Origin of the sequence: Micromonospora sp. WMMA1949 (assembly GCF_027460145.1) — a bacterium.
GTDB lineage: Bacteria > Actinomycetota > Actinomycetes > Mycobacteriales > Micromonosporaceae > Micromonospora.
The window spans coordinates 2,601,923-2,626,301 of sequence record NZ_JAPZBG010000001.1 but is presented as its reverse complement, the minus strand read 5'-3'; the positions used below and the strand labels follow the sequence as shown (position 1 = coordinate 2,626,301).

General features: G+C 73.4%; 20 protein-coding genes. 15 read left to right on the top strand and 5 right to left on the bottom strand.

The genetic code is table 11. From position 1 onward, the window contains the following. The first annotated feature begins 7 nt into the window (after nucleotides 1-7). Genes O7607_RS12385 through O7607_RS12375 form a run of 3 tightly spaced genes read left to right on the top strand, consistent with a single transcriptional unit; the run spans nucleotide 8 to nucleotide 1,409 of the window. A complete protein-coding gene (locus tag O7607_RS12385; protein ID WP_269703275.1) occupies nucleotides 8-343 on the top strand; it encodes a hypothetical protein in 336 nt (111 codons plus the stop codon). Beyond that, nucleotides 340-897, top strand: a complete 558-nt coding sequence (locus O7607_RS12380) for a putative immunity protein (RefSeq protein WP_269703273.1) — start codon at nucleotides 340-342, stop codon at nucleotides 895-897. Before O7607_RS12385 ends, O7607_RS12380 begins: the two co-directional genes overlap by 4 nt. Beyond that, entirely contained in the window at nucleotides 894-1,409 is a 516-nt protein-coding gene (locus O7607_RS12375) for a putative immunity protein (protein WP_269703271.1), read from the top strand. Before O7607_RS12380 ends, O7607_RS12375 begins: the two co-directional genes overlap by 4 nt. A 12-nt stretch (nucleotides 1,410-1,421) precedes the next feature. On the opposite strand, the gene O7607_RS12370 is transcribed toward O7607_RS12375, so the two are convergent. Both O7607_RS12370 and O7607_RS12365 read right to left on the bottom strand, forming a co-directional pair. Beyond that, entirely contained in the window at nucleotides 1,422-2,828 is a 1,407-nt protein-coding gene (locus O7607_RS12370; RefSeq protein WP_269703269.1) for a PQQ-like beta-propeller repeat protein, read from the bottom strand. Between the two features lie 19 nt (nucleotides 2,829-2,847). Continuing rightward, entirely contained in the window at nucleotides 2,848-4,332 is a 1,485-nt protein-coding gene (locus O7607_RS12365) for a hypothetical protein (RefSeq protein ID WP_269703267.1), read from the bottom strand. A 254-nt stretch (nucleotides 4,333-4,586) separates the two neighbouring features. Between O7607_RS12365 and O7607_RS12360 the strand changes: the two genes are divergently transcribed. The 4 genes from O7607_RS12360 to O7607_RS12345 all read left to right on the top strand — a co-directional run bounded on the left by O7607_RS12360 (nucleotide 4,587) and on the right by O7607_RS12345 (nucleotide 9,890). Continuing rightward, the gene (locus tag O7607_RS12360; RefSeq protein WP_269703265.1) at nucleotides 4,587-5,357 is read left to right on the top strand and encodes an SGNH/GDSL hydrolase family protein; all 771 of its coding nucleotides are present in this window, start codon (nucleotides 4,587-4,589) and stop codon (nucleotides 5,355-5,357) included. A gap of 2 nt (nucleotides 5,358-5,359) precedes the next feature. After that, on the top strand, nucleotides 5,360-5,806 hold the full coding sequence (locus O7607_RS12355) for a hypothetical protein (protein ID WP_269703263.1): 447 nt from the start codon (nucleotides 5,360-5,362) through the stop codon (nucleotides 5,804-5,806). A 158-nt stretch (nucleotides 5,807-5,964) separates the two neighbouring features. Continuing rightward, nucleotides 5,965-8,898: a hypothetical protein gene (locus tag O7607_RS12350; RefSeq protein WP_269703261.1), complete on the top strand. Its 2,934-nt coding sequence runs from the start codon at nucleotides 5,965-5,967 to the stop codon at nucleotides 8,896-8,898. Between the two features lie 89 nt (nucleotides 8,899-8,987). After that, entirely contained in the window at nucleotides 8,988-9,890 is a 903-nt protein-coding gene (locus O7607_RS12345; protein WP_269703259.1) for a sulfurtransferase, read from the top strand. Between the two features lie 44 nt (nucleotides 9,891-9,934). Here O7607_RS12345 and O7607_RS12340 read toward each other — a convergent pair whose 3' ends face one another. Genes O7607_RS12340 through O7607_RS12330 form a run of 3 tightly spaced genes read right to left on the bottom strand, consistent with a single transcriptional unit; the run spans nucleotide 9,935 to nucleotide 12,265 of the window. After that, the gene (locus O7607_RS12340; RefSeq protein ID WP_269703256.1) at nucleotides 9,935-11,128 is read right to left on the bottom strand and encodes a hypothetical protein; all 1,194 of its coding nucleotides are present in this window, start codon (nucleotides 11,126-11,128) and stop codon (nucleotides 9,935-9,937) included. Further along, the gene (locus O7607_RS12335; RefSeq protein WP_269703254.1) at nucleotides 11,125-11,655 is read right to left on the bottom strand and encodes a SigE family RNA polymerase sigma factor; all 531 of its coding nucleotides are present in this window, start codon (nucleotides 11,653-11,655) and stop codon (nucleotides 11,125-11,127) included. The genes O7607_RS12340 and O7607_RS12335 overlap by 4 nt, the downstream gene beginning before the upstream one ends. After that, nucleotides 11,645-12,265: a TetR/AcrR family transcriptional regulator gene (locus O7607_RS12330; RefSeq protein ID WP_269703253.1), complete on the bottom strand. Its 621-nt coding sequence runs from the start codon at nucleotides 12,263-12,265 to the stop codon at nucleotides 11,645-11,647. The genes O7607_RS12335 and O7607_RS12330 overlap by 11 nt, the downstream gene beginning before the upstream one ends. Before the next feature lie 98 nt (nucleotides 12,266-12,363). On the opposite strand from O7607_RS12330, the gene O7607_RS12325 reads away from it, so the two are divergent. The 8 genes from O7607_RS12325 to O7607_RS12290 all read left to right on the top strand — a co-directional run bounded on the left by O7607_RS12325 (nucleotide 12,364) and on the right by O7607_RS12290 (nucleotide 24,350). Further along, on the top strand, nucleotides 12,364-13,503 hold the full coding sequence (locus O7607_RS12325; RefSeq protein WP_269703251.1) for an FAD-dependent oxidoreductase: 1,140 nt from the start codon (nucleotides 12,364-12,366) through the stop codon (nucleotides 13,501-13,503). Nucleotides 13,504-13,667: 164 nt separating this feature from the next. Beyond that, entirely contained in the window at nucleotides 13,668-15,461 is a 1,794-nt protein-coding gene (locus O7607_RS12320) for an HSP90 family protein (protein ID WP_269703249.1), read from the top strand. Then, nucleotides 15,454-18,297 (top strand): hypothetical protein, encoded by a 2,844-nt coding sequence (locus O7607_RS12315; protein ID WP_269703247.1) that lies wholly within the window; start codon nucleotides 15,454-15,456, stop codon nucleotides 18,295-18,297. Before O7607_RS12320 ends, O7607_RS12315 begins: the two co-directional genes overlap by 8 nt. Nucleotides 18,298-18,368: 71 nt before the next feature. Then, nucleotides 18,369-18,983 (top strand): TetR/AcrR family transcriptional regulator, encoded by a 615-nt coding sequence (locus O7607_RS12310; RefSeq protein ID WP_120572441.1) that lies wholly within the window; start codon nucleotides 18,369-18,371, stop codon nucleotides 18,981-18,983. Nucleotides 18,984-19,060: 77 nt separating this feature from the next. After that, complete coding sequence (locus O7607_RS12305; protein WP_269706955.1) at nucleotides 19,061-20,398, top strand: acetyl-CoA carboxylase biotin carboxylase subunit; 1,338 nt, start codon at nucleotides 19,061-19,063, stop codon at nucleotides 20,396-20,398. Between the two features lie 25 nt (nucleotides 20,399-20,423). After that, nucleotides 20,424-21,344, top strand: coding sequence for a hydroxymethylglutaryl-CoA lyase (locus O7607_RS12300; protein WP_269703245.1), 921 nt, complete (start codon nucleotides 20,424-20,426; stop codon nucleotides 21,342-21,344). A 206-nt stretch (nucleotides 21,345-21,550) separates the two neighbouring features. Beyond that, nucleotides 21,551-23,083 (top strand): acyl-CoA carboxylase subunit beta, encoded by a 1,533-nt coding sequence (locus O7607_RS12295; RefSeq protein WP_269703242.1) that lies wholly within the window; start codon nucleotides 21,551-21,553, stop codon nucleotides 23,081-23,083. Between the two features lie 118 nt (nucleotides 23,084-23,201). After that, nucleotides 23,202-24,350: an acyl-CoA dehydrogenase family protein gene (locus tag O7607_RS12290; protein WP_269703241.1), complete on the top strand. Its 1,149-nt coding sequence runs from the start codon at nucleotides 23,202-23,204 to the stop codon at nucleotides 24,348-24,350. Nucleotides 24,351-24,379: the final 29 nt, after the last annotated feature.

The following is a 24,379-nucleotide window of genomic DNA, read 5'->3' as shown; positions in this document are numbered from 1 at the left end:
GTCACGCATGAACCTTCCCGTACCGCGGCTCGGGCCGTACCCCGATCGGCCGCGCCCCTACCCGCCGGACCACCCGGCCCACCTGCCGATCCGGCCGCTCTGGCTGTGCCGCGCCTGTGGCGGACCGTGGCCCTGTGCCCAGGCGCGCCTGCTGCTCAAGGTCGAGTACGCGGACCACCCCGTCGACCTGGCCGTCTACCTGTCCGGGCTCTACCACGAGGCCACGCACGACCTGTTCCGCCTCAATCCGCACGACGGGCCGACCCCGCGCGAGCTGTTCGAGCGGTTCGTCGGCTGGGGCCCGTACCGGCGGGGCATCACCGATACGATGCCCGCGACATGACTGCGCCCGGGGACTTCGACCTGACGACGGACGAGTTGCGCGAGGTGGCGCGGTACGCGGTCCGGCACGCGGAGGACGTCCTCCCGGTCTACGAGCGGGCGGTTCCCGGCGATCCGCGTCCCCGCGCGGCTGTCGATGCGGCGTGGACGTTCGCGCGTGGGGCCGCCCGGACGAAACTCCAGCGGGTCGCGTCGCTCGACGCGCACCGGGCCGCCCGGGCCGCGCCCACCGAGCCCGCGCGCCTGGCCGCCCGGGCCGCCGGTGACGCCGCCGCGGCCGCGTACCTGCACCCGATCGCGAAGGCCACCCAGGTCGGTCACATCCTGCGGGCCGCCGCGAACGCCGCGCGCGTCGCCGAACTGGAGGCCGGCGGCGACGAGACCGTCGGGGAGGCCGTGCTGGACCGGTACCGGCGACTCGCCACACCAGTGCTGGTCGACGTGCTGCGCCGCTATCCGCCGCTGACCGGCGGCGGCAGCCGGGTGGCCCGGCTGATGAGCACACTGGACCACGACCTGCGCCGGGGCGCCGCCGGACCGGAGACCACCTCGTGATCCTGCCGAAGATCCGCGATCCCCGGTTCGTCACGATCCGCCGGGGCGGCACGCTCACCGACGAGCACCACCACCTGCTGGCGCTCTGGGCCGCCACCTGCGCCGAGCACGTCCTCGGCCTGTTCGAGGCGGTCCGGCCGGACGACAACCGCCCGCGTGAGGCGATCGCGCACGCCCGTGCCTGGGTGCGGGGCGAGGTCAGGATGATGGAGGCGCGTGCGGCGGGCGGGCACGCCATGGGCGCGGCCCGTGACCTGCGCGGGGCGGCACGCAACGCCGCGTACGCCGCCGGTCAGGCCGCCGTCGTGGCCCACGTGGCCGCCCACGAACTCGGCGCCGCCGCGTACGCGATCAAGGCGGTACGCGCGGCGGCGCCCGCCGGTCTCGGCGAGGCGGCCGGGCGCGACGAGTGCCGGTGGCAGCGCGACCAGCTTCCGGCCGAGATCCGCGAGCTGGTCCTGGACGACCAGCGGCTGCGCAACGACATCTGCTGGTCGGTCTTCGACTGCTGACGCCGCCGCTGCTCAGCGCAGCACGGTGATCGCCGCTTCCGCCGTGACCTGCTTCCACGGCACCAGCACCACGGTGCCGTCGCGCTCCAGCACCTTCGCGTCGCTGCCCTCGGTGCCGGCCGACAGCGGCGCCTCGGCCACCACGCTCACCTTCCCGGTGGCCGGGTCGATCCGGACCAGCCGCGGGGCGAGGTCCCGCCGGTCGCCCACCTCCCACGCCAGCAGACCCTGCTCGTCGAGGCGGACGAGTTCCACCTCGCTGTCGGTGTGCCCGGCCGACACCCAGCGCCGCTTCCCGGTGGCCAGGTCGATCGCCACCACCTGGTTGGCCTGGCGCATCTTGTCGCCCACCGGAGAAGCCTCGGTGGGCAGGTACAGCGTGTCCGCGTCGGCCAGGTACGGCCTGATCCCCGGGCCGCTCACCGTGTTGGAGCGGTTGACCGGCAGGTCGCTGAACCGCGTACCGTCGACGGGGTTGCCGAACGTGGCCCGCTCCTTGCCGGTGGCGTCGCGCGCGACGAACGTCTCGGTGTTGAGGCCGGGCAGGCTGACCAGCGGGTCGACGCTCAGCACCCCGTCGCTCTGCTGCGCGGCCGGCAGTTGCTGCTGCCAGCGCGGCTTGCCGGTGGCCGGGTCCAGGCCGAGCAGCGCACCCCGGTCGCCGCCGTCGCAGAGCGCGGTGACCACCGCCTGGTCCCCGGCGGCCTGCGCGTCGGTCAGGCGGCAGTCGCGGCCGGGCAGCAGCCGGTCGGCGTCGGTCTGCCACAGCCGCTTGCCGTCGGCCAGCGCGTAGCCGAGGACGCTCTCGCCGCTGCGCACGACCACCTGCCCGGCGGCCACGGACAGGTCCGGGGCGACGATCTCGGACCGGCCCGTCCGGCGTTCGACAGGGAACGTCGCCCGCCACGTCTGCGTGCCGCCGGCCGCGTCGAAACCGACGAGCGTGTCGCAGGAGTCGGCGGAACCGAGTGCCACCACGCCCCGCCCTTCGGCGAGCGTCTGCGCGGCTGCGCACAGCGAGGACGCCTGCGGCGCGGGCACGCCCCACGCCTGGCCGCCGTCGCCGAGCCGGTAGGCGATGATGCCGTCCGGCTGGGCCCGGACCACCGCGTCACCGACCAGCCAGGCGCCGAACATGTCCTGCCCGTCGTACGTCTTCAGCCCGTTGCGCTGGAGTTCCGGGAAGTCGAGCACCCACGCGGTGCGCAGCTTCCGCCCGTCGTCGTCACCGCCGCCGACCAGCCGGGACACGCCGTAGGCGGTACCGGCCGCGACCGCGAGCACCGCCACCAGGCCACCGGCCACCAGCAACGCGACGCGCCCGCGCCGCTTCGGCGCCGCCGGCGGCGCACCGGCCGGACCCGGCCGGACCACCGGCGGGTACGCGGGCGGCGGGTACTGCTGGTGCTGATAGGTCATCGGTCGTCTCCCGTTCCCGTCAGCCCGCCTGCGCGCGGACGTAGTCGGCCCAGCCGGCCTGGAAGTCGTCGAGCGACACGCCGAGCACGTCCCGGGCAGCACGGTCGGTCGGGGTGCCGGCGTAGACCGCCTCGACGAAGCGGAACAGTTTCGGCTCACCGTGCTTGTCGGCGAGGTGGGTCATGGCGGTGTGCCCGAGCCAGTAGTGGAAGGTCAGCATTCCGGGGTTGTCCCAGTCGCTGTTGCCGGGCAGCTTGCCGTTCCAGCCGTTGCGGACCAACTGCAGGGACGGCGCGGTGCGCGCGCTGGCGGTCAGCGGACGGCCGCTGAAGGCGATGTACTCGGCGAAGCCTTCGACCACCCACTCGTCGAGCTTGCTGAACTCGTCCACGGCGGTCAGGTCGGTGCGGAGCGTCATCAGCGAGTGCGCCATCTCGTGCCGCAACACCATGCGGGCGTCGTTGTCGCCACCGGAGCGGGTGAAGTAGCGATCGGTGGTGTCCACCACGATGCGGGTCCCGCCGATCGTGGCCTTGCCGTTCTTGCGCTCGGCCGCGACCATGCCCACCGAGTAGCCCGCCTCGGTGGCCTTCTCGGTGCCGATCCGGTAGAGCGAGGTCATCTCGTCCTTGCCCGCGGCGAACGTGACGACGAACTTGTCAGTCATCGGCTCGGGCGGCGCGTTGGCCCGCCACACGGCGAGGCTGTCCGTCACCGACCTGTCGACGGCGAGGGCGTACCGCACCGCCAGGTCGGCCCGGGCCGCATCGGTGATGATCAGGGCGTACGCGGTCCGCTCGACATGGATGTCCCGCCACTTGTCCCACGGCCCGGGGTAGTAGACGGTCTTCGAGTCGCCGTTGCCACCGGCCGACGCTCCGGTGACCGCCACGACCCGGATCGGCGCGTCCTTGCCGGCGCGGACGATCGTCCACCGGTACCACTCGGCGACCGGTGCCAGGTCGAAGCCGTCCAGCTGGTGCACGAACGAGACGTCGAGCTGGAACGTGACGCCCTGCCCGAAGGCGTCGCTCACCCGGCCCTGCTTCTCGAGCATCTCGTAGCGGGCCACCGACAGCGGCAACTTCATGAGGTTGCGGAAGAGCTGGGTCTGACCGGCGATCAGATCCTTGCGGTCCGGGTCGAACGCGGCCAGGTAGCCGTCCAGATCCTTCGCCGCCAGCGCCTTGCTGTGCCGGTCGAGCAGGGCGGCCAGTTCGGCGTCCGTGACGGTGACGCCGTTCGCGCCGGCCGCCGCCTTCGGTGCCGGGCCGTCCTCGTCGTCACCGCGCAGGCCCAGCCCGACGCCGACCGCAGTGCCGGCGCAGACCGCCAGCGCGAGCGCGCCCGCCGCGAGGCCGATCCAGAGCCCACGGCGGGACTTCGGCGCCGGGGGCGGCGGCCCCCACGGCGTCGGCTGCCCGGGCGGCGGTGCCGCGCCGTACCGGGGATCGGCATTGCCGGGCGGTGGCCAGCCTGCCGCCGGTGGGTGCCCCTGCGTCATGTGGTTCCTCGCTCGTGCCGGGTGCGGGACCGGCCGGACGGTTTCGCACAGCCGGATGACGGCAGCCATCATCCCCGTTCCGGCCGACGGATTGTGGCCCGCCCGGACGTGTCGGGGCTTTTGTCCCGTGGGGCGGCTGTCGTGAACAGGACGTCGAGACATCCGCCACGTCGGGGGTTCAGGGCCAGCGGGACCGGTCCGCGCGGTGACAGACTGTGCGACGCACTTCTGCCGGAACGTCTGAGGGGGGCGCCGTGCGCTGGCGCAGCTACGTGGCGGTGGGCGACAGCTTCACCGAGGGCATGGACGACGCATATCCGGACGGCAGCTACCGGGGCTGGGCCGACCTGCTCGCCACCCGCCTCGCCGTCGAGGCCGGGCCCGACTTCGGGTACGCCAACCTGGCCATCCGCGGCCGGCTGTTCCCGAACGTGGTGGCCGAGCAGGTGCCGTCCGCGCTGGCCATGAAGCCCGACCTGATCAGCTTCGCGGCCGGCGGCAACGACGTGCTGCGCCGCAGCTTCGACCCGGACGCGTTCGTCCCCCGCTTCGACTCGGTGGTGCAACGGCTGCGCTCCGGCGGCAGCGACGTGGTGCTGTTCCGGTTCGCCGACGTGATGTCCCGGCTGCCCGGCCAGCGGCTGATGGCGCCGCGCGTGACGCTGCTCAACCGGGTGGTCGGCGAGGTGGCCGAGCGGCACGGCGCGATCCTGGTCGACCTCTACTCCGACGACACCTACCTCAACCCGCTCCTTTGGAGCACCGACCGGATTCACCTGTCGGCGGCGGGCCACCGCCGGGTCGCCGCGCAGGTGCTCACCGCGCTCGGCGTCGGCTGCGACGAGGAGTGGCTGCTGGTCCCGCCGCACCCGGCGCCCAGCCCGTGGCTCGCCGCGCGCGCGGCGGACCTGCGCTGGGCCGGCAAGCACCTGGCACCGTGGATCAGGCGCCGGCTGACCGGGCGGTCCTCCGGCGACTTCGTCACCGCCAAGCGGCCGGTGCTCGGGCCGGTCGACGCCGACTGAGCGTGCGCACCGCCCACGCCGCCGACCTGCTGCGGCTGACACCCGACGACCCGCCCCGAGCCGGGCTGGCCGTCGTGGTCGACGGTGACCGCGTCGAGGCGATCGTGCCGACCGACGAGCTTCCCGGCGCGTACCCCGGGGTGCGGGTGCGGCGCTGGGCCGGCACGCTCGGGCCGGCGCTCGTGCACGACGGCCCGCTGCCCCCGGCGCCCACGCCGCGCGAGCGGGTGCACGCGCTGTTCCGGCTCGGCGTCGCCGCGGTGGTCGAGGAGCACATGGCCGATCCGGCGTTGCGGTCGGCTGCCGCCCGCAACGACGTGGCGGTGCTGCCTGCCGCCCGGCCGCCCGCACTGGTGACCGGCGGGCGGGCCGACCTCGCCGTGTTCGGCCCGGACGGCTCCTGCCTGGCCACAGTGGTCGCCGGCCGCCTGGTGCACCGCCGAGCCTGACCCGGCCGGACGGCTCGATCTTGACCGCCGATCGTCCGATGTGCTCCGTCGGTCCCAGATCGGGATCGCCCGATGTCCGCCCGTCTGGGTAGCATCCGCTGCCCCCGTCGATCGAGCACGGGGCGACATCGGGGAAAGGTGGATGGGGTTTGATCCTCATGCCTGACAGAAATCCACGTCGGACCGGCCGGCGAAGCCTGCTCGCCGCCGCGCTGTCGATTGTGGTCGCAGCCGGGACGGTGACCGCCACCGCGGCGCCGGCGGTCGCGTACGACATCCGCTACGAGCGAAACACCTCCTGGGCCTGGACCGACTCGCACTCACCCGCCAAGATCAATATCGACCGGCCCGGTGACATGCCGGTCGGCACCTGGACGGACGCGAAGGGACACGCGCACACCTCGCGCGCCTACTTCACGTTCGACATCTCCCGCTACCGGGGAGCCGACATCCGGTCGGCCGTCCTCGACGTGAAGGAGACGGCCGGCGGAGACTGCACCAAGCGTCCGGAGATCGAGTTGCGGCGTACCGCCGCGTACACCGGCAAGTCGAGCTGGCAGAAGCCGCCGGCCGACCTGGGCCTGGTCGACAGCCGCCGGCTCACCGACCAGACCGTCTGCCCGGCGCCCCGGGTGGAGTTCGACGCGATCGACGGGCTGCGCCAGGCGCTCGCCGAGGGCCGGTCGACGCTGACCCTCTCCCTGCGGCTGCCCGCCGACGCCGAGCGGGATCCGGCACTGGCCCGGAAGTACGCCACCACGGTCGGCATCTCGATCGACTACAACTTCCGCCCCGGCGTGCCCACCGACCTGCAGAGCACCGACGGCACGGCGTGCACCACCGCCGAGCCGTACCAGGTGATCCGCTACCCCGTCCCTTCCGGAGTGGTGCACGACCGGGACCGCAACGACGGCGGCGGCACGGACCAGCTCACCGTCTCCTTCGCGGTCTGGCCGGTCGACGATCCGGAGGCGCGCATCGAGCAGACCGACTACGCGCGTGACGGCCAGCGGGCCGTCGGCCGCTTCGACCACATCTATCCGTCACCGTTCGAGCACGACCGGACGTACGCCTGGCAGATGCGGGCGGCGGACAGCCGGGCCACCGGCGAGTGGAGCCCGGTCTGCTACTTCCGCCTCGACGTCCGTGGCCCGGCCGCGCCGCCCACCGTGACGTCGGCCGACTTCCCCGACGACGGCGCGTGGCACCCGGCCCTGCCCGGCGAGTTCACCTTCACCGCCAACGGTGCCGCCGACGTGGTGCGCTACGGCTACTCGCTGGACTCCGGCGGTGAGAAGACGATCGACGCGGACCGGACGGGCGGTACGGCCACCGTCACGCTCACCCCGGGCAGCGGCCCGAACACCCTGCGGGTGTGGAGCCTGGACGCGGTCGGCAACCGCTCGACGACCACCGTGTACGACTTCCTCGCCGCGGACGTGTCGCCGGTCATCGAGGGACGGCTGAGCGAGATCGGGGTGCCGGCCACGTTCCAGCTGCGTCCGCAGATGGACGGGGTGGTGCGCTACCGCTACGCCCTGGACGGCGACCCCGAGCGGACGGTGGAGGCCGCGGCGGACGGCTCCGCCGCGATCACCGTCACCGCGACCCGGGGCGGTTCCCGCACCCTCACCGTCACCAGCGTGACGGCCGGCGGCGTGGAGGCCACCGGCATCCGGGAGTTCCAGCTGCTGACCGAGCCGAAGATCTCGGCCACCGTCTACGAGGAGTACGGCCTCGACGGCGGGCAGGGCGTCCCGGGCGTCTTCACCTTCACCCCGCGCCTGCCCGACACGGTCAGCTACCGCTACCGGTTCAACGACGAGCCGGGCACGGTGACCGCGAAGGCCGACGGCACCGCGTCGGTGACCTGGACCCCGACCGACGAGGGCTGGGTCGACCTCGCCGTGTGGAGCGTGAGCCGCGACGGCACCGAGTCCGAGCCGGCGACCTGGTCCTTCCGGGTGCGGGACCTGCGCCCCGCGGTCTCCGGCGACCCGTACCGGGGTGACTGGCCCATGGGGGGCCCGGGCCAGCCGGGCGAGTTCCGGTTCACGTCTCAGGTCACCGAGACGGTGGCGTTCCTCTACCGGTTCGACAACGGTGCCGAGCAGCGCGTCGAGACGGGCAACCGGGCGACGGTGAGCTGGACGCCCACCGAGGGCGGGGAGCACACGCTCACTGTCGTCGGGGTCACCGCGGACGGCACCCGCTCGCCGGAACAGGTCTGGACGTTCCTGGTGAACGACGCCCCGCTGATCCAGTCGGCGGAGTATCCGGAGAACGGCAGCAGCGGCCTGCCCGGAGTCGCCGGGACCTTCACCTTCACGCCGCAGCGGTCGAACGTGGTCCGGTACCACTACTCGTTCCAGGGCGCGGAGACGACGACGATCGACGCGGCGGCCGACGGGACCGCCGTCGTCACCTGGGCCCCGGAGCAGGCCGGCTGGCACCAGTTGACGGTGATCGCGGAGACCGCTGACGGCACGCGTACCGGGCAGCGCGAATACCAGTTCACGGTCCGGGATCCGCAGCCGCAGGTCATCTCGTACCTGTACAGCGAGTGGGGTTCGAGCGGCGGCATCGGTGTGCCCGGTGGCTTCCGCTTCCACTCCGACCTGCCGGACACCGTGGCGTTCGTCTACCGGCTCAACGGCGGGCCGGAGCAGACCGTCGACGTGAACGACGGCACCGCCGCCGAGCTGACCGTCACCCCGGACCGGGCCTTCCGGAACACGCTCACCGTCCGGGCCCGCTCGGCGTCCGGCGAGCTGTCCCCGGAGACGAGCTACTCGTTCCTGGTCAGCAGCGCGCCGGGCGTCAGCTCGACGACCTACCCGATCGGCGGGTCCGGTGGCGGTCCGGGCGTGCCGGGTGTCTTCACGTTCACCCCCGGCATGCCGGACGTGGACAGGTACGTCTACCAGTTCGACTACGCGCCGGAGGTCACCGTGCCGGCGGGTGCGGACGGCTCCGCCTCGGTCACCCTCACGCCGGCCGAGGCCGGCTGGCACACCCTGACCGTGTACGCGATCGACAAGGCCGGCAACCAGTCGGACCCCACGTACCAGTGGTTCGTCGTCGAGGGCTGAGCATCTGATCGCACCGGCCCCACCACCTTTCCGAGGTGGTGGGGCCGGTGTCACATCCGCCGCCCCGGATCCGGCGTACCTTGGGGATCATGCCTGTGCCGAGCGATCCGCATCCCCACCTCCAGTCGTACGCCGACCCGCAGCGCCTGGTCACCACCGAGTGGCTGGCCGAGCACCTGGGCGACGAAGGGCTCGTGGTGGTCGAGTCCGACGAGGACGTGCTCCTCTACGACACCGGCCACATCCCCGGCGCCGTCAAGGTCGACTGGCACACCGAACTCAACGACCAGGTCACCCGCGACTACCTGGACGCCGCGAGCTTCGCCGAGCTGTGCGCGGCGAAGGGCATCGGGCGGGACGACACAGTCGTCTTCTACGGCGACAACTTCAACTGGTGGGCCGCGTACGCCCTCTGGGTCTTCTCCCTCTTCGGTCACCAGGACGTGCGGCTGCTCGACGGCGGCCGGCAGAAGTGGATCGCCGAGGGCCGGGAGCTGACCCGGGACAAGGTGAGCCGGCCCCGCGCCTCGTACCCGGTGCCGGAGCGCAACGACGCGCCGATCCGCGCGTACCGGGAGCAGGTCATGGCGCACGTGGCGGCCGGCCGGCCGCTGGTGGACGTGCGTTCGCCCGGCGAGTACACCGGCGAGATGCTGCACATGCCGGACTACCCGCAGGAGGGCGCGCTGCGTGGCGGACACATTCCGGGCGCGGTGAGCAAGCCGTGGAAGTCCGCCGCGAACGACGACGGCACGTTCAAGTCCGCCGACGACCTGCGCGCCATCTACGCCGACCAGCTCGGGCTGAGCCCGTCCGACGACGTGGTGGCGTACTGCCGGATCGGGGAGCGGTCCAGCCACACCTGGTTCGTGCTGCACCACCTGCTCGGGTTCCCGCAGGTGCGCAACTACGACGGTTCGTGGACCGAGTGGGGCAACCTGGTCCGGGCCCCCGTCGTGAAGGGCGACCAGCCCGGCGGCCTGACCCGCTGAGCGTCCCGGCCGGTCCCGCCGCACCCGTCGGCGGGACCGGCCGGTCAGCGGGCGGCTATCGACAGGCGCCCGGGGACGTTGCTCGCCACCCAGTCGACGGCGCCGGTCTCCGGCCGCCACCGGGCCAGTCCGGCGTCGTAGCGGAACAGCAGGTCGCCGTCGGCGGTCCAGCCGTGCACCTCGCAGCAGCCCTTCGCGCGGTCCTCGCGCCCGAGGTCGAGCAGTCGGGTCACCGCCCCGGTACGGGCGTCCAGCACCGCCACGCCCTCGGCGCCGCTCATCGTGCCGGCGGGGCCCGCGGTGGTGGTCCACCCGGCCTGGCCGATCCGGTCGCCGCGCTGCCAGCCCCGCCCGTAGACCTCGTTCAGCTGGTAACCGGGGGGTAGCTCCCCGGTGGTCACCGGCCGCCGCTCCGGCGCGCCACCGGAGGCGGGGAACCGGCGTACGGCCAGGCCGCCGTCCCCGGCCCAGCCGCCCACTGTGAACAGGTCACCGGGCCGGGCCGGCTCGGGTACGACGAGCGTCCAGGGGTCGACCGGGAGCTTCCGTGCCGACCCGGTGCGCCGGTCCAGCTCGTACGCGGTGTCGTTGTCCCCGACGACCAGCCGGTCCCCGGCCCAGACCACGTGTTCCAGGTAGCCGGTGAGCGGGTAGCGGCGGACCGCGCCGTCGGTCAGGCCGATCACGATCACCTCGTCGGTCTGCGCGAACGCGGCGGTCCGGCCGTCCGGCGACAGGCTGCCCGGCTTGAGCGGAGCGGCCTCGTTGCCGCCGGCGTCGCGGGTGGGCGCGAGCGTCACCACGTCGAGTTCCCGGACCATGCCGTCGTCACCCAGCACCCGGACCGGACCGGCGTCGCCGGTCTCCGGGTCGATCGGCTGGTACAGCGCCAGCGCCCGGCTCACCGGCCGGTCGGATAGGCCGTAGGCGACCCGGTCGCCGAGCCGGCCCAGCGGGTCACCCGCCTGTCCGAGCCGGTCCGGGGGCCGCTGCACCACCGGGGCACTCGGCGCCGACGTCACAGTCGGGCGGGGCGGTGCCGCCGGGGGCGGGCCGGGGCGGTGCAGCAGTGCCGTCGTACCGCCGCCGAGCAGGACCACAGCGACGGCCGCGGCACCGGCGGCCCGGCGGGCGCGGCGGACCCGCCCGGCCCGGTCCCATCCGCTCTCGGCGGGCCGGGTCGGCCGGATCTCCTCGGCGGCCCGGGTCAGCAGCCGGGTCAGCTCGGGCTCGTTCACGGGTTCGCCTCCATCCCGGTCACCAGGTCGTCTCCGGACGTGCCGGGGGCGGGTACGACGTCGCGCAGCCGGCGCAGCGCGTCGTGGCACTGGCTCTTGACGGTGCCGACGGTGACGCCGAGCGCCTCGGCGGTGGCGACCTCGGTCAGGTCCTCGAAGTAGCGCAGCACCACGACGGCCCGCTGGCGTGGCGGCAGCCGGTCCAGCGCCGCGCGCACGGTGAGCCGCAGCGCCGCGTCGGCGTCCGAACCCGGCCGGTCCGGTGGGTACGCGCTGAGCCACTCCCGCCGCCGGCGTCGCCACCAGGAGACGGCGTCGCGGTAGAGGATGGCGCGCACGTACGCGGCCGGGTCGCCGTCGCGCACCGACGGCCAGCGCAGCGCCAGCTTGAGCAGCGCATCCTGGAGCAGATCCTCGGCCTGGTGCCGGTTGCCGCAGATCAGGTACGCGGCGCGCAGCAACCGGTGCTGGTGCGACTCGACGAAGGCGAGGTAGTCCGCCCGCCCGTCGTCCGCGTCACGCCCCATCCGGCTCCTCCTCCGTCACCGGCCAGACGCGCGGGACGGGGGGTAAAGGTTGGGTCAGGTAGCGCTGAATCGTCGGGCCGACCCAGGCGGCCAGTTCCTCCGGGTCGAGGTCCACCACTGGTGGCAGCCGGACGACGTACCGGGTGAGCGCGAGGCCGAGGATCTGGCTGGCCACCAGACCGGCCCGGCGGTCGGCGGTTGCCGGGTCGGCACCGGACCGGGCCACCGCGGTGGCGAGCTGGCCGGCGAAGATCCCGCGCATCCGGTCGGCCGCACCGGGGTTGGTGGCGGCGGCCCGGAGCAGGGCGACGAGTGTCCCGTCCGCCTCCCAGCGGCGGACGAAGTGCCGGGTCAGTGTCTCGCCGAGCCGGTCCGGCGGCACCTCGGCCAGGTCGGGCAGGCGCAGGTCGAACTCGGCCGCCGCGGCGAACAGACCCTCCTTGCTGCCGTAGTAGCGCATGACCATCGAGGGGTCGATGCGGGCGTCGGCGGCGATGGCCCGGATGGTGGCCCGGTCGTAGCCGTCGGCGGCGAAGCGTTCCCGGGCGGCGCGCAGGATGGCCGCCCGGGTGGCGTCCGAGCGGCGGGTGCGGGTGGCGGGTTCGGTCACGTCCACGACTGTAGGCCAACACGTGTTGACATCGGCTCTACAGTGAAGTCAACAAGCGTTGGCAAACAGTTGTTGACCGGAGCTCGGAGGTGGAAGCGATGCTGCCCGAACGCACCGACGTCCTCGTGGTGGGAGCCGGGCCGACCGGCCTGGCGGTGGCGGTGACACTGGCCGGGCACGGGATCGCCGCGACGGTTGTCGACCGGCTCGCCGAGCCGCCCGTCACGTCGCGCGCCGCCGTCGTGCACGCCGGCACCCTTGAGGCGCTCGACCGGATCGGGATCGCCGACCCGCTGGCCGCCCGCGGGCTGCACTCGGCCCGGTTCAGCGTTCGCGACCGGGACCGGGTGCTGGTCACCGTCCCCTTCGACAGGTTGCCGTCGCGCTACCCGTACGCGCTGCTGATCTCGCAGGCCGACACCGAGGCGGTGCTCACCGACCGGCTCGCCGCGCTCGGCGGGCGCGTGCTGCGGCCGTACGAGATGACCGGGCTGGACCTCGACGGCGACGGCGCCGTCGCGCGCTTCGACGGCGGCCGCGCGGTCCGGGCGCGCTGGGTCGTCGGCGCGGACGGGATGCACAGCCGGGTCCGCGAACTCGCCGGCATCGGATTCGGCGGACCGGCCGACCCCGGGGAGTCCTTCCTGCTCGCCGACGTCCGCGTGGACAGCGCGCTCCCGCGCGACCAGGTGAGCCTCTTCCTCTCCCGGCGCGGCCCGCTGGTCTGGGCGCCGCTGCCCGACGGCACGGTCCGGCTGGTCGCCACTGTGGATGATGCGCCGCGCGACCCGCAGGCGCACCACTTCCAGGCGCTGCTCGACGAGCGCGGTCCGGCGCGCCGGCCGGACCGGGTCACAGGCATGGCGTGGTCGTCCCGGTTCCGGATCCACCACCGGATCGCGAGCACCTACCGTCGCGGGCCGGTGCTGCTCGCCGGGGACGCCGCGCACGTGCACAGCCCGGCCGGCGGTCAGGGGATGAACCTCGGCCTGCGGGACGCGGTCGCCCTCGGCGACGCGCTCGCCGCCGGAGGGCAGGCCCTCGACGGGTACGCCGCCGACCGCCGTCCCCGCGCCGAGGAGGTGCTCGGCTTCGCCGCCGGCCTGACCCGCCTGGCCGCCGCCCCACCTTCCGCGCGCCCCCTGCGCAACGTGCTGCTCCGCCTGGTCTCCACCCTCCCCCCGGCCCGGCACCGCATCGCCACCCGCCTCGCGGGCTTCGAGCCACCACCCCGCTGATCTTGCAGTTGCGGCCCTCGGCGGGTCCACTTTGTGCGCGTTCGCCTGGGCGGAAGGTGCAAGATCGGCGGGGAGGTCGGCGGGAGGGGGAGGGATGAAACGGGACGGACACTGTCGGCGCTGACCGGTACGGTGAGCGCCGAAAATCCGAACCGGGAGCGCGATTGGACCGCACCTTCCAGGTGGACCTCCGTGGCGTGGTCGACCTGCTCAGTCATCACCTCTACGGCAGTCCGCGGGTCTACGTGCGCGAGCTGCTGCAAAACGCCGTCGACGCGATCACCGCGCGCCGGTCCACCGAGCCGAACGCCCCGGCCCGGGTCCGCATCGAGCCGCCCGAGCTGACCGGCGACGGGACGCTGCGCGTGTACGACACCGGCATCGGCCTGACCGAGTCGCAGGTGCACGAACTGCTCGCCACCATCGGCCGCAGCTCCAAGCGCGACGAGCTGGGCTTCTCCCGGCACGAGTTCCTCGGCCAGTTCGGCATCGGCCTGCTCTCCTGCTTCCTGGTCGCGGACGAGATCCGGGTGGTCACCCGGCACGCCGACGAGCCCACAGTGCTCTGGACGGGCTGGTCCGACGGGCGGTACGCGGTGCGGCTCGCCGACCCGGAACAGACCCGCGACGAGCCGGGCACCACAGTGACGCTGGTGCCCCGGCGCGACGCCGACCAGTGGCTCGGCGTACCCACCGTCACCGAACTGGCCCGCCTCTACGGCAGCCTGCTGCCGGTCGACGTCCGGGTCGGTGACACGCCGACCACCAGCGGCCCGCCGCCGTGGCCGACCACACCCGGGGCGCCTGTCGACCGGGCCGCGCTCCAGCGGTACGCGCAGGAGCTGCTCGGCTTCGCCCCGTTCGACGTGGTGCCGCTGTCGGTGCCCGAGGCCGGCCTCACCGGGGTGGCGTTCATCCTGCCCGCCGCGGTGAACCCGGCCGCCCGGGCCGGGCACCGGGTCTACCTCAAGCGGATGCTGCTCAGCGAGCACGCCGACGGGCTGCTGCCGGAGTGGGCCTTCTTCGCCCACTGCGTGATCGACGCCAGCGAGCTGCGGCCCACCGCCAGCCGCGAGGCGCTCTACGAGGACACGCTGCTCACCTCCGTCCGGGACGCGCTCGGCGACCAGATCCGCGGGTGGCTGGTCCGGCTCGCCAAGCACGACCCGCGCCGGCTCGGCGAGTTCCTCCAGGTGCACCACCTCGGGGTCAAGGCGCTCGCGATCCACGACGACGAGATGCTGCGGCTGGTCGACCAGTGGTGGCCGATGGACACCAACGTCGGCACGATGACGCTCGCCGAGTTCCGGCAGCGGCACGGCGTGCTCCGGTACGCCGCCAGCCTGGACGAGTTCCGCCAGCTCGCCGCCGTGGCCGCCGCGCAGGACCTGGCAGTCGTCAACGGCGGCTACACGTACGACACCGAGCTGATCGAGCGACTGCCCGCGGTGGACCGCTCGGTGCTGATCGAGCGGCTGGAGCCGAGCGACCTGACCACCCGGTTCGAGATCCTCGACCCGGCGACCGAGCTGGCCCTGCGGCCGTTCCTCACCGCCGCGCAGCGGGCCCTGGAACGGCTCGGCTGCGAGGTCGTGATCCGCGCGTACGACCCGGTCTCGCTGCCGGCGCTCTACCTGGTGTCCCGCTCGGCCGCGTTCCACGACCAGCTCGCCGCCAGCCGGGACCGGGCCGACGAGCTGTGGGGCGGCGTGCTCGACGCGCTCGCCGCCTCCGCCCCGCCGGACCGCCCGCAACTGGTGCTCAACCACCGCAACCCGCTGGTCCGCCGGGTCACCACGCTCGCCGACCCGGAACTGGTCGGGCTGGCCGTCGAGGCGCTCTACGGGCAGGCCCTGCTGCTCGGGCACCACCCGATCCGGGCGGCCGACGCCGCACTGCTGAACAGTTCCTTCCTCGGCCTGCTCGGCCGGGCCGTACCGGGAGAGATCCGTGACTGACGACGACCTCTGGCGGATGCACCACGAGATCGAATCCATGCCGTACGGGCCGGGGCAGATCGCCGCGCTGGAACAGCTGCTGCGGCGCGCCGACGCGGGCGACGACCGGCACCTCGCCTTCGCCGCCCGGGTCACCGGCACCACCGCGTACGTCTACGGCGGCGAACCGGCGAAGTCCTTCGTCACGTTCTCCTGGTGCCTCGCCGAGTACGACAAGGATCCGCAGCCCTACCACCAGCGCTACACGCACCAGCTGCTCTGGTTCTTCAAGTACATGGTCAACGCCATGGTGAAGTTCCCGGAGCTGCCGCTGGACCGGACGTACGCGGTGCTCGACGACATGGAACGGCGCTACCGCGACTCCGGGCACTCGCTGCAGGCCGTCTACAAGCACCGCTACCTGGTGGCCGCGCACCTGGGCGACGACGAGGCGGCGGAGCAGTGGTACCGCAAGTGGATGACCACGCCCCGGGACGCGCTGTCCGACTGCGCCGGGTGTGACCCGACCACGCAGGTCGCGCACCTGGCGCGGCACGGCCGGCACGAGGAGGCGGTGGCGCTGGCCGAGCCGGTGCTCGCCGGGCGGCTGACCTGTAGCGAGCAGCCGCAGGGGATCCTCACCGCGCTGCTCACGCCCTACCGCGAGACCGGCCGGACCGACGCGGCGCGGGACGCGCACCGGGAGGCGTACCGGCGGGTGCGCGGGCACCTCGCCGACCTGTGGGACATCGGCGAGCACGTCGAGTTCTGCACGGTGACCGGCAACGAGGCCCGCGCGCTGGAACTGGTCGAGCGGCACCTGGACTGGCTGGACCGGGCGCCCACCCCGGCCGCCGCGATGCACTTCGCGGCCGCCGCCTCGGCCGCGCTGCGTCAGGTGCCGGCCGAGTTGACAGTGCACCGCCGCGCCTCCGGCGAGCGACCGGCGGCCGACGTGCCGGTGGGCGTGCTCGCCGACGAGCTGGCCGGTACGGCGACCGCGCTGGCCGAGCGCTTCGACGCCCGCAACGGCACCACGCACCAGTCGGGCCTGATCGCCCGCAAGCTGGCGGCCGGGCCGGTCGGTGAGCACCTGCCGCTGTCGGCGAGCCTGCGCCGCCCGACGGTGCCCGCGCCGCGTACCGGGCCGGACGGCCCGGCGACCTCTCCGCAGCCGGTGACGGTGCCCGCCGACGCCGGTGCCGACGAGCTGCTCGCGCTGGCCGAGGAGTGCTGGCGCACCAACCGCCGGGACGGCCTGGTCGCCGCGTTGCACGCGTACGACGAGCGGTTCGGCGACGCCGACCTGCCCCCGACCACCCGGGCCTGGCGGCTGGAGCTGCGGGCCGGTGAGCTGTCCCAGGACGACGACAGCGTCCCGGCGGCGATCGAGGTCAACCAGGAGGCGCTGGCCGCGTGGCGGGAGGTGCCGGACCCGCTGCGCGCCCAGGTCGTGGCCGGCCGGCTCGGTGTGCTGCTCAGCATGGTCGAGGAGAGCGCCGACGAAGGGCTGACCCTGGCCCGGGAGTCGGCCGACTACCTGAGCGAGCACGGCGGACCCCGTGACCGGGCCGCCGGCTGGGACCGGCTCGCCCTGGCCCACGTGCACGGCGAGCGGTGGGCGGAGGCACTCGACGCGCTGGACCGGGCCGAGGCGGAGGCCGACGCCGATCCGTGGCTCGCGGGGCGGGTCGCGCTGCACCGCACACACGTGCTGGAGCAGCTGGAGCGGGCCGAGGAGTTCCGGGAGGCGGCGGTGCGGTCCCGTCGGCTGTCGGGCGAGCTGGGCGACGCCGAGATGCTCACCGGCGCCTGCCTGGCGTACGCCCGGGCCACCGACGACGCGGCCGACGCGGTGGCCGCCTGCGACGAGGCGCTGTCGGTCGCGCCGGCCGGCGCGTACCTGCCGCTGCGGGTGACCCGGGGCCGGGCGCTGATGGCCGCCGACCGGGCCGGTGAGGCGGTGGAGGATCTGGCCGAGGCGGTCACCCTCTGCGTCGAGCAGGGGCTGGAGGGCGACGCGCTGCTGCGCTGGGAGCTGGCCGACGCGTACCGGGTCGCCGGGCGGCTGGCGGAGGCCGCCGAGGTGGCCGAGGAGGCGGTGCTCGGGCTCGACCGGGCAGGCGCGCAGGCCGAGGCGGACCGCTGCCGGCACATGCTGTCCGGCATCTACGCGGGTCTCGGCGAGACGGATCTGGCGCTCGCGGTGCTCGACACGCTCGCCGACAACCTGGACGGGCCGGACAATCTCCCCCACCGCGCGCAGGTGCTGGAGGAGTCCGGCGGCCTGCTCTACGACGCCGACCGGGACGCCCTGGCCGCGCAGCGGTTCGCGGCGGCGGCGACCGCCTGGCGGCTGGCCGGTTTCCAGGTCGACGAGCTGCGGGCCCGGCGGCGGGAACTGCTCGCCCTGCACTGGTCCGGTGACCTGCCGGCCGCGGTCGCCGCGATCGAGCGGGTGGACGAGGCGGCGGCCGCGCTCCCGGCCGGGGCCGACGAGCGTCCCGTGGTGACGTACGAGCGGGCGATGGCCGACGACGCGGTGGCCCGGGTGCTGATCGGCGAGGACCGGCTCACCGCCGCGCTGGACCGGGTGGCCGGCGTACCGGAGCGCCTGCGGTCGATCGAGGCGTTCGGCGAGGCGGCGCAGGTCGAGGTGCTGACCGGCGAGTTGCTGCTGCGCGACGGGCGCCCGGAGCAGGCCGAAGGGCTGCTGCGCCCGGTCCTCGGCGGGCTGCCCAGCGGTTCCCGTCCGGCCACGCAGGCCGCCTGGCTGCTGGCCCGTGCGCTCGACGAGCAGGGCCGGGAGGCCGAGGCGGCGAAGATCCGCGCCGACCACGGCATCGAGGAGGACTGACGCGGCGGGCTGGGGCAACCGTTGGGTAACCGCGGCTGCCCCAGCGCGAACACGAGGTCTAGGCTGGCCCGGTGGCGGTGGAACAGCAGGCACGGGGGGCGGCGGGCGCGGCCCGGCGCCGGTCCCGGCGGGACGAGATCCTGGAGATCGCGGTCGGCCTCTTCGCGGCGCGCGGCTACCACGGTGTGTCGATGGACGACATCGGCGCGGCGGCCGGGGTCACCGGGCCGGCGCTCTACCACCACTTCGCCGGCAAGGAGGCGATGCTCGTCGCCGCGCTGATCCCGGTGAGTGAGGGGTTGCTCGCGGGCGGGCGGGAACGCGCCGCCGGTCACCCGGGCGATCCGCGTGCCGCGCTGGAGTCGCTGATCGACTTCCACGTCGACTTCGCGCTGGCCAACCCGGCCGTGATCGCGTTGCACCTGCACGAACTGGACCGCCTCCCGGACGAGCCGCGCCGCCGGATCCGCCGGCTCCAGCGGATGTACGTCGAGGAATGGGTCACCGTGCTGACCGCGCTGCACCCCGGCCTGCCCGACGGCGAGGCCCGGGTGCTCGCCCACGCGGCGTTCGGTCTGATGAACTCGACCCCGTTCCTCGGCGGCGAGGTGGATCGCCGGCGCCGGGCCGAACTGCTGCGCGGCGCGACCCTTGCGGCCCTGCTCGCGCCCACCGACCCGACCTGACACGCCGCGCGCACCTTAACGCGTGTTAAGAAGGGACCCCGGCTTCACGTCGAGAAGGGGTCACGTCCGTGCAGAAGATGATCGAATCGTTGTTGGTCGCGAATCGGGGGGAGATCGCGCGGCGGATCATCCGTACCGGTAGGCGGCTCGGGATCCGGACGATCGCGGTGCACTCGGAGGCCGACGGCGCGCTGCCGTTCGTGACCGAGGCCGACGAGGCGGTCTGTGTCGGCCCGGCGAACCCGGCGCAGAGCTACCGGAACGCCGACGCGATCCTCGACGCCGCCCGGAGCACCGGGGCGCAGGCGATCCACCCCGGCTACGGCTTCCTGTCCGAGAACGCGGACTTCGCCCGTACCGTCGAAGGGGCCGGCCTGATCTGGGTCGGGCCCGGCGCCGACGCGATCACCGCGATGGGCGACAAGATCAACGCCCGGAACCTGATGGCCGCCGCGGGCGTGCCGGTCGCGCCCGGCACCGCCGAACCGGCGGGCGACCTGGACGCGGCGGTCGCGGCCGCCGCGGAGATCGGCTACCCGGTGATGGTCAAGGCCGCCGCCGGTGGCGGCGGCATGGGCATGGGCGTGGCCGCCGACGAGGCGGCGCTGCGCACCGAGTACGACAAGGTCCGCGCGTTCGCCGAGCGGATGTTCGGCGACGGCTCGGTGCTGATCGAGCGGTACTTCCCCCGGGTACGCCACGTCGAGGTGCAGATCCTCGGCCTGGCCGACGGCCGGGTGGTGGCGCTCGGCGAGCGGGAGTGCTCGGTGCAGCGGCGCAACCAGAAGCTGGTCGAGGAGTCGCCGTCCCCGGCGGTCTCGCCCGAGCTGCGCGAGCGCTTCCTGGCCGCCGCGGTACGCGCGGGCGAGGCGGTGAACTACCGCAACGCCGGCACCGTGGAATGTCTGCTCGACCCGTCCACGCAGGAGTTCTTCTTCCTGGAGATGAACACGCGGCTGCAGGTCGAGCACCCGGTCACCGAGTACGTCTACGGCGTCGACCTGGTCGAGGAGCAGCTGCGGGTGGCGGCCGGCCTGGCGCCGACGTTCGACCCGGACGCGCTGACCCCGCGCGGGCACGCCATCGAGCTGCGGATCAACGCCGAGGACCCGAAGCGTTTCCTGCCCGGCCCGGGCGCGATCACCACCTGGAACGAGCCGTCCGGCACCGGCGTACGCGTCGACTCCGGCTACGTCGCCGGCAACACCGTCACACCGTTCTACGACAGCCTGATGGCCAAGCTGATCCTCACCGGGGACACCCGCGAGGAGGCGGTCGGGCGGGCGCGGGCGGCGGTGGCCCAGTTCGAGATCGCCGGCCCCAAGTGCAACCTGCCGTTCTTCGCCGAGCTGCTGGAGAACCCGGAGTTCCTCTCCGGCGACTACGACACCGGCATCGTCTCCCGGATGCGCTGACCTTCGACCCAGTGAGGTGAATCTGATGGCGGAACTCCCGGACTCCGTGAGCATCCGTGAGGTCGGTCCACGGGACGGGCTCCAGAACGAGGAGCCCATCCCCACCGACGCCAAGGTGCGGCTGCTCGACGCGTTGTCCCGCACCGGGGTGCGGCGCATCGAGGCCGTCTCCTTCGTCCACCCGAAGGCGATCCCGCAGATGGCCGACGCCGACGAGGTGTGGCAGCGGGCGGAGAAGGTCGGCGGGGTGCGCTATTCGGCCCTGGTGCCGAACACCCGTGGCGCGCAGCGGGCGCTGGCGGCGGGCTTCACCGAGATCGAGGTGGTGGTCTCGGCCAGCGACACGCACAACCGCCGCAACGTCAACCGCTCCACCGACGAGTCGCTCGACGACATCGCCGAGCTGATCGACCTGCTGCACGGCGCGGGCGCGACCGCCGAGGTGATCGTGGCGACCAGCTTCGGCTGCCCCTACGAGGGCGACGTGGACCCCCGCCGGGTGGCCGCGATCGTCGACCGGGTCGCCCGCGACGGCGCGGACCGCGTCGCCTTCGGCGACACCACCGGCATGGGTACGCCCCGGCGCGTCCGCGAACTGGTGACGGCGGTCCGGGACCGCAACGCCCACCTGCCGGTGCTGCTGCACTTCCACAACACCCGGGGTACCGCCCTGGCGAACATGCTCACCGCGATGGAACTGGGCGTCACCGAGTTCGACGCCAGCGTCGGCGGCCTCGGCGGCTGCCCGTACGCCCCGGGTGCCAGCGGCAACCTGGCCACCGAGGAGGCGGTGCACATGCTGCACGACATGGGCATCGACACCGGCATCGACCTGGACGCCCTGATCGCTGCCGCCGAGCTGGCCGAGTCCCTGGTGGGCAAGAAGCTCCCGTCCGGAGTCCTCCGGGCCGGGCCGCGCTCCCGCCTGACCCCCCTCCCGTCCTGACCCCCGTCCCTTGCCCGCCCCGTTGATCAAGGAGTTTGTGTCCTCCGGGCGCCCGAATGGGGACACGATCTCCTTGATCAACGAAATGAGCGGGGGTGAATGGAGTGCGGGGGTGCGGCGGGGTGCCGGAGGTGGTGCGGGTGGGGTAGCCTAACGATCGTTCAGGTCGGTGGCGCCCTGCGCGGGCGGTGGCAACGGGAGTCGGCGTGACGCTCGACGGTGAGGCACTGGAGCAGCTGCGCAAGCGCGCCCGCGCCGGTGGTGCGGACAAGTACCACGCGGCCAACGCGGCGAAGGGGAAGCTGTTCGCCCGCGAGCGGGTGGCGTACCTGGTCGACGAGGGCTCCTTCGTCGAGGACGGGCTCTACGCAAACGCCATGGCCGACGGGCTGCCCGCCGACGGCGTGGTCACCGGCACCGCGACCATCGACGGCCGCCAGGTCTGCCTGATGGCGAACGACTCCACGGTCAAGGCCGGCAGCTGGGGCGCGCGTACCGTCGAGAAGATCATCCGGATCATCGAGCGGGCGTACGCGACCGGCGTGCCGATGGTCTACCTGGTCGACTCGGCCGGCGCCCGGATCACCGACCAGGTCGACCTGTTCCCGGGCCGCCGCGGCGCAGGCAAGATCTTCTGGAACCAGGTCCGCGCCTCCGGCTCGATCCCGCAGGTCTGCGCGCTGTTCGGGCCGAGCGCGGCGGGTGGGGCGTACATCCCGGCGTTCTGCGACGTGGTCGCCATGGTGGACGGCAACGCCAGCATGTACCTCGGCTCCGACCGCATGGTCGAGATGGTCACCGGCGAGAAGACCACGCTGGAGGCGATGGGCGGCGCGAAGGTGCACTGCGCCGAGTCCGGCGTGGGTCACTTCCTCTGCAAGACCGAGAACGACGCGCTCGACGTGGTGCGGACCTACCTGTCCTACCTGCCGTCGAACTGGAAGCAGGACCCACCGGCCGCCGAGGCGGTGGCCGCGCCGGAGAAGGCCGACCTGGCCGCGCTGGTCCCGGCCAGCGAGCGGCAGGCGTTCGACATGCGCCGGTACGTCAAGGGTCTGCTCGACTCCGGCAGCTTCTTCGAGATCCAGGCGCTGTGGGCCAAGGAGCTGACCATCGGGTTCGGCCGGCTGAACGGCGAGGTCGTCGGCGTGGTCGGCAACAACTCGATGTTCAAGGGCGGCGTGCTCTTCGTCGACTCGGCCGACAAGGCGACCCGGTTCGTGCAGCTCTGCGACGCGTTCAACGTGCCGCTGCTGTTCCTCAGCGACGTACCCGGGTTCATGGTCGGCAGCGCGGTGGAAAGGCAGGGCATCATCCGGCACGGCGCCAAGATGATCACGGCGATCTCCGAGGCGACCGTACCCAAGATCTGTGTGGTGGTCCGCAAGGCGTACGGCGCCGGTCTCTACGCGATGGCCGGTCCCGGCTTCGAACCGGACGCCACGATCGCGCTGCCCACCGCGAAGATCGCGGTGATGGGCGCGGAGGCCGCCGTCAACGCGGTCTACGCCAACAAGATCGCCGCCATCTCCGACGAGGCCGAGCGGGCCGCGTTCGTGGCCGCGAAGCGCGAGGAGTACGAGCGCGACATCGACGTGGTGCGCCTCGCCAGCGAGCTGGTGGTGGACGCGATCGTCGAGCCGCACGAACTGCGCGCCGAGCTGGTACGCAGGTTCGCCGCCGCGCGCGGCAAGGAACGGCACTTCTCCCGGCGCCGGCACGGCGTCACCCCCGTCTGACCCGGTAAGGAAGGGCCCCCTCTTAACGCCTGGTGCATGTAAAGGGGCCCCTCCTAACGCTTCAGCCGCTCCCGGCGTCACGAGCGCCCGGCGGCCCGCCCTTTCCAGGAGGATCGACATGGACTTCCGGCTCGACGAGGAGCAGCAGGCGCTGCGGGAGAGCGTCCGGGAATTCGCCCGCGAGGTGGTCGCGCCCACCATCGCCGAGCACTACGAGCAGCACACCTTCCCGTACGAGATCGTCCGTCAGATGGGCAAGATGGGCCTGTTCGGGCTGCCCTTCGCGGAGGAGCACGGCGGCATGGGCGGCAACTACTTCGCGCTGTGCCTGGCGCTGGAGGAGCTGGCCCGGGTCGACTCCAGCGTGGCGATCACGCTGGAGGCGGCGGTGTCGCTCGGCGCGATGCCGATCTACCGCTTCGGCACCGAGGAGCAGAAGGCGCAGTGGCTGCCGAAGCTGCTCAGCGGTGAGGCGCTGGCCGGGTTCGGGCTCACCGAGCCGGGCACCGGGTCGGACGCGGGCGGCACCCGGACGCGCGCGGTCCTCGACGGCGACGAGTGGGTGATCAACGGCTCGAAGGCGTTCATCACCAACTCCGGCACCGACATCACCGCGCTGGTCACCGTCACCGCCGTCACCGGTACGCGGCCGGACGGCGGCAAGGAACTGTCCACGATCATCGTGCCGTCGGGTACGCCCGGCTTCACCGTCGCGCCCGGCTACTCGAAGGTCGGCTGGACCGCGTCGGACACGCACGAGCTGACGTTCGACGACTGCCGGGTGCCGGCGGCCAACCTGCTCGGCGAGCGCGGCCGGGGCTTCGCCCAGTTCCTGCGCATCCTGGACGAGGGCCGGATCGCCATCGCGGCGCTCGCCGTCGGCCTGGCGCAGGGCTGCGTGGACGAGTCGATCAAGTACGCCAAGGAGCGCCAGGCGTTCGGTCAGCCGATCGGCAACTACCAGGCCATCCAGTTCAAGATCGCGGACATGGAGATGAAGGCGCACACGGCCCGGCTGGCGTACTACGACGCGGCCGCGCGGATGCTCGCCGGTGAGCCGTTCAAGCGCCAGGCAGCGATCGCCAAGCTGCACGCCAGCACCGTCGCGGTGGACAACGCCCGGGAGGCGACGCAGATCCACGGCGGGTACGGCTTCATGAACGAGTACCCGGTGGCCCGCTTCTGGCGCGACTCCAAGATCCTCGAGATCGGCGAGGGCACCAGCGAGGTGCAGCGCATGATCATCGCACGCGACCTCGGCATGTGAGAACGCCCCAGACGGCGCCCTGTCGGATA